Raw genomic sequence first — 9657 nt, forward strand, 5'->3', positions numbered from 1 at the left:
GTTGTGCGTGTGTGTGGCGTGGTTGCCCACCAAGTGTTTGGCGGGATTTTACCCTGTTCGTTCCACCAGCGCGCAGTCGTGATTGTGTCGAACCGTAACCCACTATAGACGTTCCCGTGCATTTTCGCGATTCGGTCGAATGGCTAGTGCCGTTTCGTTACGTCGCGTTACGAATCTCGCAATGGCGTAGCACCTGGCGGCGCGCGGCGGGATTACATTCCACGCGCATGCCGGGCAGGCCGGCGGATCCGGGAAGGGGAACATGAACAAGAGGGGATTGGCGGTGTGGATCGGGAGTGTGGCGTTGCTCGCTTCCGGCAGTGCAATGGCGGGGCGCGTCGACCTGTCGGTGGGCATCGGCGTGCCGGTCGCACCGGTCTATGTCGAACCGGCGCCGGTCTATGTGGCGCCGCAGCCTGCGGTAGTCGCTTATCCGGGTTACGGATACGGCTACTACGGCGACGAGGACGACGACGGCTACCGGAAATGGCGCAAGCACTATTACAAGCATTGGCACAAGCATCACCACGACGACGATGATGATTGAGCGCGACCTGCGTGGCGCCGGCGCCGGTGACGATCAGAACGCATAGTCCGGGTTCTTCGGGTCGAACGCGGATTCGTCGAGCGTCGCCGGCGCGATTTTCTCGATGACGATCCGTTCGAAGATCCTGCCGTCGTTGTCATAGGACTCGATGGTCCTGAAGTAGGGCGCGTGCAGGTCGAGCCCGAGGATTTCCTTTTTCGCGTAGAACTGCGGCCGGCCGGTCGGCGTCTCGTAGGTGAGCGCGACGACGCGCACACCGCCGATCGTCTTCGCCTCCACCTGGGTCGGCCGCTGCACGCCGGCTTCCTGGTATTTCCTTCCTTCGGTCAGGTACAGGTTCGTGATGAACTCGGTGCCGAGATCCTTCACCTGGTGATTCGACTGCGCACGCGCGAGTGCGCCGTCGAGCGCCGTCCACAACGGAATCTTGCCGAGCAGGCCGCCGAGATGGCCGTACATCTCGTCCTTGCGCCGCGTCGTGTCGTAGATCGTCTCCTGTCCCGCATGCGCGCCGCCCGGCAGCCATTTCGCATAAACGCGCAACGGTTCGCGGGTCGTCTTCACGAGCATGCGGTCGGGCGTGTCGGACCATTTCCCGCTGATGCGTTCCTGGCGCACCATCGTGAACTGGTACGACGGATAGCCGTTGGGACCATTGCGGATATAGAGCGGCACGGCGAGCGGATCGAGGGCCTTGAACAGCGCCGTGAGCGTCGCGTCGTCGAGTTGCGCGAGCACGCCGCGCTGGGCGGCCGTGCGCAGCCAGCGCGCCTGCTGCGCGACCGGCTCGTGCGTGACCTTCGCCAGCTCCGCCGGCAGTGCGACCTCCTGTACCGCGCTCGCGGCATCGGCGGTTTCCTCGGCGTGCAGGCCGGCTTGCGCGAGCGACAGCACGCACGCGAGTGCCGCGGCGGCGTACCGCGCGCGGCGCTTCGTTCCTTCGTTCATCGACAGCGTCTCCGGGCGCATTGGATCGTTCAGCCTTGCTTTGCGGCCTTGATCCTGGCGAGTTCCTCGTCGCGCAGCGCGCGGCGCAGGATCTTGCCGACGTTGGTCTGCGGCAGCGCATCGCGGAACTCGACGAATTTCGGCATCTTGTAGCCGGTCAGGTTCTTGCGGCAGTGCGCGAGCACGTCGTCGACCGTCAGCGTCGGGTCGCGGCGCACGACGAAGACCTTGATCCGTTCGCCCTGTACTTCGTCCGGGATGCCGATCGCAGCGGCTTCGCTGATGCCCGGATGCATGACCAGCACTTCCTCGATCTCGTTCGGATACACGTTGAAACCCGACACGAGGATCATGTCCTTCTTGCGGTCGATGAGGCGGATGAAGCCGCGCTCGTCCATCACGCCGATGTCGCCGGTGCCGAGCCAGCCGTCGGCGTCGATCACCTTCGCGGTCTCGTCGGGCCGCTGCCAGTAGCCGCGCATCACCTGCGGGCCGTGCACGCACAGCTCGCCCGGCTCGCCGACGGCGGCCCAGGTGCCGTCCTCGCGGCGAAAGCGCACGAGTGTCGACGGGGCCGGCAGGCCGATCGAGCCGCTGAACCCGGCCATGTCGCTCAGGTTCACCGGATTCATCGTGACGATCGGCGAGCATTCGGTGAGCCCGTAGCCCTCGACGATCGGCCGGCCCGTGACTTGCTGAAAGCGCTCCGCGACCGCGCGCTGCATCGCCATGCCGCCCGCCATCGCGAGCTTGAGCTTCGAGAAGTCGCGCTTGCGGAATTCGTCGTTGTCGAGGAACGCGTTGTACAGCGTGTTGATCCCGGTGATCCCGGTGAACGTTTCGTTGCGGATGATCTTCATCACCATGTTCATGTCGCGCGGGTTCGCGATCAGGATGTTGCGTCCGCCGAGCCCCATGAAGATGAACGCGTTCACCGTCAGCGAATAGATGTGATAGAGCGGCAGCGGCGTGAGCACGGTCTCGACGTCGCCCGACACCTGGTCGGCGATCCACGCCTTCGCTTGCAGCAGGTTCGCGATCAGGTTGCCGTGCGTGAGCATCGCGCCTTTCGCGACGCCGGTCGTGCCGCCGGTGTACTGCAGGAACGCGAGATCGTCGCGGGTCGTCTGCACCGGCTGCGGTTTGCCGCGTGTGCCGAGTGCGAGGGCGGAGCGCAGCCGGATCGCCTGCGGGAGGTTGTAGGCCGGCACGAGCTTCTTCACGTGCTTCAGCACGAAATTGATCAGGCGTCCCTTCGCATTGAAACCGTCGGCGAGCAGGTCGCCGAGCGCGGTGACGATGATGTTCTTCACCTGCGTTTCCGGCAGCGCGTCCTGCAGCGTGCGCGCGAAGTTCTCGAACACGACGATCGTCTGCGCGCCGCTGTCCTTCAACTGGTGCGCGAGTTCGCGCGCGGTGTAGAGCGGATTGACGTTGACGACGATCGCGCCGGCCTTCAGCGTGCCGAACAGTGCGACCGGGTACTGGAACGTGTTCGGCAGCATGATCGCGACGCGGTCGCCCGGTTTTACGCCGGTGCTTTGCAGATACGACGCGAACGCGTCGACTTTCTGCGCGAGCGTGCGGTAGGTCATCGATGCGCCGGCGCTCACGTAGGCGACCCGCTCGGCGAAGCGCGTCGTGCATTCGTCGAAGAACTGCACAAGCGATGCGTATTGCGTGACGTCGATCTCGTGCGGCACGCCGGGCGGATACGACGCGTACCAGATGCCGTCGCTGTTCGGCGGGAGCTGGGCCGCTGCGGTTGCTGCGGATGAGGCCATGATGTGTCTCCGGTGTCGGTACGAGTTAGCGCTTTAGCGCTTACTCGTACCCCATGCTTCGCGGTCGGTGAGAGTCAGCACTCCAGCGCTTACTCTCGCCCCATGCTTTGCGGTCGGTGAGAGTCGGCGCTTCAGCGCTTACGCTCACCCATGCTTCGCGGTCGGTGAGAGTTAGCGCTTCAGCGCTTACTCCCGCCCCATGCTTCGCAGTCAGTGAGAGTCAGCACTCCAGCGCTTACTCGTACCCCATGCTTTTCGTCGACGAAAGCAAGCCTGCCTTGGCTCCCGCCGCATGACATTCGTTCGGCCCGGGCCGGCGCATCAACGCCGGCCCGGGCCGCCCAAATCGTGAAACGCCGCCTGCGCGGCCTGGTGCGATCAGCTCGCCGAAGGCGCCGTCGCCGTATCGGCAGCAGCCGTGCTCGACGACAGCCCGAACGCTTCGCTCGCACCCGCATCGTCGAGCACGGCCGCGAAGATCGACAACTGCGCGCTGTCGGGCATCGGCGCCTTCAGCGCGGCGACGATCAGCGAGGACAGCCGCGCGATCATCTGCACGTCGTTCATCGTGCGGCCTTGCGAGAATTCGTCGATCAGGCTTTCGGTTTCGGCGCCGGCCAGCGCACCGGACAGCGCGCCGATCGCGAAGTGCAGCCGCCAGCCGAGCTCGGTGCGCGGCAGATGCGGCAGCGCGCGCTGGAACGCATCGAAGAAGCGGCCGGCGACGCTCGCGTAGTGCGCGGTCAGGAAGTTGCGCACGAACGGCGACGGATCGGTGTACGCGCGGCCGATCAGCCGCAGGAACGCGGGGCCGCCGCGCTCGGGGTCGCGCGATGCCTTCAGCGCGGGAATGAACATCGCGCCGAGTACGTGCTCGCAGGTGATGTGCGCACCGAGCTGCGCATCGAAGCGGTCGAGGATGCCGAGGCGTTCCAGGTTGAGCTGGTCGAGCCGACGCGACAGCATCGCGTGGATCAGCGCTTCCTTGCTGCCGAAGTGGTAGTTGACCGCGGCGAGGTTCACCGTCGCGCGCGACGTGATCTGCCGCATCGACATCGCTTCGAAGCCATGTTCGATGAACAGGTCCTCGGCCGCATCGAGAATGCGCGCCTTCGTCCCGCCGGTCTGCCGATTGCCGGATGACCGCGTCCCGGACGGTCGCCCCGCGGACGCTCGCCCCTCCTGACTGACTGCCATGTCCCGCCTCCCAATGCCGGTTGCCCGGCCGCGAACAGGTGATTTGATTATCTGATTCAAACAGCCGTTTTTATTAAGATAAAAAAACGCGTGCGGCGCGGGCAAGCGCGGAATCTGGACAAATTCCTCTAGTTCGATGTGCGGATGCGGAAAGTCTGTCGCGCGGCCCCGGCGGGACGGGGCACGCGCGATGGTGCGTCGCGGCAATGCGCGGCTTCATCCGGCGGTGGTACGCGTATTGACCGATTGCGTCATGTCGATGCCGCGCCGTTCGCGGCTGAACAGGATCAGCACGGCGATCACGACGGCGACGATGCCGGCCACGAGCGCCAGCGCGAAACTGTAGTTGTTGCCCTGGGAGACCGCGAGCGATGCCTGCATCGTCGCGTTGCCCGACGCGAGCAGGTTGCCGAGCTGGTAGACGACGCCGGGGAAGGTCGCGCGGATCTCGTCGGGCGAGATCTCGTTCAGGTGAACGGGGATCACGCCCCACGCACCCTGTACCGAGATCTGCATCAGGAACGCGCCGGCGGCGAGCGCGAGCTGGCCGCTCGAGAACGCCCACAGCGGCAGCACCGGCAGCGCGATCAGCGCGGCGATGAAGATCGCGCGGCGGCGGCCGATCCGCTCCGAGATCGCGCCGAACGACAGGCCGCCGACGATCGCACCGATGTTCAGCACGATCGTGATCCACGACACGGTGTGCGGATCGAAGTGATGCTGTTCGCGCAGGAAGGTCGGGTAGAGATCCTGCGTGCCGTGCGAGAAGAAGTTGAACGCGGTCATCAGCACGATCGCGTAGATCGTGAGCTTCCAGTTCTGCTGCAGCGTGGCGCCGAGGCTCGGGCGCGGGCGCTTTTCCATCTGCTTCCAGGCCGGCGATTCGGGCACGTGCGTGCGCACGTACAGCACGAGCAGCGCAGGCAGCACGCCGACCATGAACATCCCGCGCCAGCCGATGGTCTGGTAGAGCAGGCCGAACACGACGGACGCGAGCAGGTAGCCGCTCGGATAACCGGCCTGCAGCAGGCCCGACACGAAGCCGCGCGCATGGGTCGGCACGGTTTCCATCGTCAGCGCGGAGCCGACGCCCCATTCGCCGCCCATCGCGATGCCGAACAGCGCGCGCAGCACGAGCAGCGCGGTGAGGCTCGGCGCGAAGCCCGACGCGAGCTCGAGCAGCGAATAGCATGCGATGTTGACCATCAGCGTCGGGCGGCGGCCGAAACGATCGGCGAGCCGCCCGAAGATCAGCGCGCCGATCGGGCGCATCGCGAGCGTGAGCGTAAGCGCAAACGCGACGGCGGGGATCGTCGACGCGAATTCGGCGGCGATGTCCTTCAGCACGAAGACCATCAGGAAAAAATCGAACGCGTCGAGTGTCCAGCCCAGGTAGGCGGCGATCGTGACGTTGCGTTGTTCGCGGGTCCAGCTCATGTCCGAGGTCTCCTCGTTGGCTTGTGCGCACACTCTGCCGGCGGATGCCGGCCCGGCTGGCGCGCGGCGCGGGGGCATGGATCGAGTGTAGGCCGCGGCGCCGTGCGATGCGGGGCGCGATAACCGCGCATCGGGAATAATCCCTACGAAATGAACTGTTGAGAAAACGGAAATGAGCGTGTGCGTGACGAGCGACAGTCGTCTGTATCATTCCGGAAGGTTTTTTGTATCAGATACGTAATGCACGCGATGCGCATCGCCACCGAATCAGGAGCCCCGATGACCGAACCGTCCGTTGCCGCGCTGCCCGCCCTGGAGACCGCGCGGCTGTGGCTGCGCCCGCGCGTGCTGGCCGACCTCGACGCGAGCGTCGCGATGGATCGCGATCCGGAGGTCACGCGCTACATCGCGGGGCCGTGGCACGACCCCGACGAACATCGCCGCTTCGTCACGCACCGGATCACGCGCGCCTATCCGCCGGGCCTCGGTTACTGGTCGATCTTCGAGAAGGCCGCGCCCGACGCGTTCATCGGCTGGATCTTGCTGATTCCCGATTATGCGGGCGGCGCGCGCGACGTCGAGATCGGCTGGCGGCTCGTGCGCGCGGCGTGGGGGCGCGGCATCGCGTGCGAGGCCGCCGCGGCCGTCGTGCGTCACGCGTTCGACACCGTGCGGCTGCCGCGCGTGATCGCCGATATCGCGGAGGCGAATTCGGGTTCGCTGAACGTCGCGCGCAAGCTCGGGATGCGGCGCGTGAGCGTCGTTCACGATGGCATTCCTTACGTTCGCCATCGTCTCGAGCGCGACGACCTGCGTACATAGCGTCGCGTGCGGGCGCGACCGGATGTCAGGGATGGTCAAGCGCACGCGCATCGAGGTCGCGACGTATTAACGGCTCGCACGATCAGGAGTATCGTTGCCGGAAATTCGCAACATGGGGTACGACCATGGCACTCGGCAACGACGTTCATCTCATTCCCGTCCGGCTCGACGCACTGCGTCCGACGCAAATGACGGTCGGCTATCGCGAAGTGAAAGCGAAGCGCAAGCACTGGAAAACGCTCGACAAGCGTGCCCGCAAGGCGGCGATCGAGTCGCACTGGTTTCCGGCCGTCCTCGGCCCGGGCGGGGTGCACTACATCACCGACCATCACCATCTCGGCCTGGCGCTGATCGAGGAAGGGGAGGCGCGCGTGAATGCGATGCTGCTGAAGGATCTGTCCTGGCTCGACGACACGATCTTCTGGCGGATGATGGAACACAACCAGTGGGTGCATCCGTTCGGCGTGGACGGCTCGCGTCGCGACTACGCACAACTGCCGAAGGCGCTGACGGGGCTCGAGGACGATCCGTATCGAAGCCTCGCGGGCGAGCTGCGCACGGCCGGCGGCTACGCGAAGGATGCGACGCCGTTCAGCGAATTCCTGTGGGCCGACTACCTGCGCCAGCACGTGACGCTCGACCAGATCCGCAAGAACTTCGCGAAGGCGCTCGACATCTCGCTGCGCCGCGCACACGAGCAGGACGCGCGCTATCTGCCCGGCTGGTCGGGTGTCATCGCCGTCAAACCCTGACCCGCACCCCGGCGCCTACTGCCTCATGACGACCGCCCCGACCCGTCCGGATGCCGGCTTGCAGCATCCCGAGCATTTTGCTGCACTCGATGCGGCGCCGCCGCCGCCCGCGCAGCGCATCGGCCTCGATGCGCTGGCTGGCCTGTCGATCGCCGGGTTGCTGATTCCCGAGGCGGTCGCATACGCGGGTCTCGCCAACCTGCCGCCGCAGGCCGGTCTGATCGCGCTGCTGTCGGGGCTCGTCGTCTATGCGCTGACCGGCAGCAGTCGCTTTGCGATCGTGTCGTCGACGTCGTCGTCGGCGGCCGTGCTCGCCGCGACCGTGCTGGCCGAGTCGGGGATGGCGCTTGCCGCGCAGCTCGCGCTCGCGGCCGCGCTCGTCGCGATGACCGGCGTGCTGTTCATCCTGGCGGGCGTCGCGCGGCTCGGGGGCATGTCGGATTTCGTCGCGCGACCGGTCCTGCGCGGTTTCACGTTCGGCCTGGCGCTGACGATCGTCATCAAGCAGCTGCCGAAGATTCTCGCGATCTCCGTGCAGCACAGCGATGCGCCGCGCGTCGCACTCGACCTCGTCACCGGCGCACCGCATGCAAACCTCGCGAGCGTCGCGCTCGGCGCGACCGCGCTCGCGCTGCTGTTCGTGCTCGGGCGGCGCTCGCGCGTGCCCGCGACGCTCGTCGTGATCGTGCTGTCGATCGCGGCCGGCTATGTGTTCGACTGGCAGCATTACGGGATCGCGATCGTCGGACACATCGATTTCCGGCATCTCGAATTCGGGCTGCCGCATCTCGACCGGAACGCATGGATGCAGACGGTCGAGCTCGCGTTCGCGCTGATGCTGATCCTGTATGCGGAGTCGTACGGATCGATTCGCAACTTCGCGCTGAAGCACGGCGACAGCGTGTCGGCGAACCGCGACCTGGTCGCGATCGGCTGCGCGAACCTCGTGTCGGGGCTGCTGCACGGAATGCCGGTCGGCGCGGGCTATTCGGCGACGTCCGCGAACGAGGCGGCCGGCGCGCAGTCGCGTTTCGCGGGCTTATGGGCGGCCGGCGTGGTCGCGCTGATCGTGTGGCTGCTGCTGCCGCAACTCGCGCGCACGCCGGAGCCCGTGCTCGCGGCGATCGTGATCTTCGCGGTCAGCCACTCGCTGCATCCGTCGGTGTTCCGGCCGTATTGGGTCTGGCATCGCGACCGGCTCGTCGTGATCGCCGCGCTGCTCGCGGTGCTCGTGCTCGGCGTGCTGCACGGGCTGCTCGCGGCCATCGGCGTGAACCTGCTGCTGACGCTGCGTAAGTTGTCGGAGCCGAACGTGAGCGTACTCGGCCGGCTGCGCGACGGCCACGATTTCGTCGACGTCGCGAATCACGCCGATGCGAAGCCGATCCCCGGTGTGCTGATCGTGCGGCCCGAGGCGCAGCTGTTTTTCGCGAACGCCGATCGGATGCTCAATCGCGTGCGCGTGCTGATGAAGGCCGCGCCCGATACGCATACCGTGATGCTGAGTCTCGAGGAAACGCCGGACGTCGACGGCACGACGATCGAGTCGTTGCGCACGTTCGCCGCCGAATGCGCGGCACGCGGGCTGCAGTTCGCGATCGTGCGGCTCAAGGAGCACGCGTTGCATGCGCTGCGCCGCGCGACCGACGATACGCTGCGCGACGATGCGATGTCCGAACTGAGTGTCGACGAGAGCCTGCAACTGCTGCAGGCGCGCGGTAACGGCGGGAAGCGTGGTGCGTGACCGGGTGGCGAGCATGCTCTGCCTGGTGTTTCCCGTGCGGCCGAATCAGCGCGGCTGACCATGCCGGCGAAGGCGGTCGGCACGCCGAGCCGCGCGCCACGTTCCAGCATGAACCGCCGGCGACGCTGCGCCAATGCCGCGGGTCATCACGGATGAAGTCGGTCAGCGCTTCGCCGAATACGGCCCGGCGGCGGAACGTCGTCGTTGTGTCGAGACCATGTGCCGCGGCGTGTCGCGCGGCGGTTGGGGTGAACGGACGGGCAGGGCCGGTGTCCGCGCGCGGCGACGCGCCCGACACCGACCGGCACCGCCAGGAATCGCGGGTCGCGTCGCGCGATCAGCGCGGGCTGCTCCAGCCTTTGTAAGCCTTCACGTTGTCGCGCGTGACGAGCGTCGGCTCGATCAGGATCATCGGGTTGGCCGGCT

General features: G+C 66.5%; 8 protein-coding genes and 1 pseudogene. 4 read left to right on the forward strand and 5 right to left on the reverse strand.

Features of this window, described 5'->3' with window-relative positions:
• Window positions 1-262 precede the first annotated feature (262 nt).
• Window positions 263-547 carry a PXPV repeat protein gene (locus DIE16_RS27505; protein WP_044846004.1) on the forward strand — a complete coding sequence of 95 codons (285 nt, stop codon included), beginning with the start codon at window positions 263-265 and terminating at the stop codon, window positions 545-547.
• Between the two features lie 33 nt (window positions 548-580).
• Here the strand turns inward: DIE16_RS27505 and DIE16_RS27510 are convergent, their stop codons facing one another.
• The 4 genes from DIE16_RS27510 to DIE16_RS27525 form a co-directional block, all read right to left on the reverse strand.
• Window positions 581-1495, reverse strand: a complete 915-nt coding sequence (locus DIE16_RS27510; protein WP_124893787.1) for a DUF1571 domain-containing protein — start codon at window positions 1493-1495, stop codon at window positions 581-583.
• Between the two features lie 29 nt (window positions 1496-1524).
• A complete protein-coding gene (locus tag DIE16_RS27515) occupies window positions 1525-3279 on the reverse strand; it encodes an AMP-binding protein (RefSeq protein WP_124893788.1) in 1755 nt (584 codons plus the stop codon).
• 378 nt (window positions 3280-3657) lie between these two features.
• Window positions 3658-4476, reverse strand: a complete 819-nt coding sequence (locus DIE16_RS27520; protein WP_044849270.1) for a TetR/AcrR family transcriptional regulator — start codon at window positions 4474-4476, stop codon at window positions 3658-3660.
• Window positions 4477-4692: 216 nt separating this feature from the next.
• A complete protein-coding gene (locus DIE16_RS27525) occupies window positions 4693-5913 on the reverse strand; it encodes an MFS transporter (protein ID WP_044849269.1) in 1221 nt (406 codons plus the stop codon).
• 279 nt (window positions 5914-6192) lie between these two features.
• On the opposite strand from DIE16_RS27525, the gene DIE16_RS27530 reads away from it, so the two are divergent.
• From DIE16_RS27530 to DIE16_RS27540, 3 genes are all read left to right on the forward strand, one after another.
• Complete coding sequence (locus DIE16_RS27530; protein ID WP_124893789.1) at window positions 6193-6735, forward strand: GNAT family N-acetyltransferase; 543 nt, start codon at window positions 6193-6195, stop codon at window positions 6733-6735.
• Between the two features lie 125 nt (window positions 6736-6860).
• On the forward strand, window positions 6861-7487 hold the full coding sequence (locus tag DIE16_RS27535; protein ID WP_124488926.1) for a ParB-like protein: 627 nt from the start codon (window positions 6861-6863) through the stop codon (window positions 7485-7487).
• Between the two features lie 25 nt (window positions 7488-7512).
• The gene (locus tag DIE16_RS27540; RefSeq protein ID WP_124893790.1) at window positions 7513-9231 is read left to right on the forward strand and encodes a SulP family inorganic anion transporter; all 1719 of its coding nucleotides are present in this window, start codon (window positions 7513-7515) and stop codon (window positions 9229-9231) included.
• Window positions 9232-9281: 50 nt separating this feature from the next.
• Here the strand turns inward: DIE16_RS27540 and DIE16_RS37295 are convergent.
• Window positions 9282-9397 (reverse strand): annotated as a pseudogene (locus DIE16_RS37295) (carbohydrate kinase); the annotation flags it as partial.
• Between the last annotated feature and the right edge of the window lie 260 nt (window positions 9398-9657).

Source organism: Burkholderia sp. Bp9090 (assembly GCF_003857985.1).
Taxonomy (GTDB): domain Bacteria; phylum Pseudomonadota; class Gammaproteobacteria; order Burkholderiales; family Burkholderiaceae; genus Burkholderia.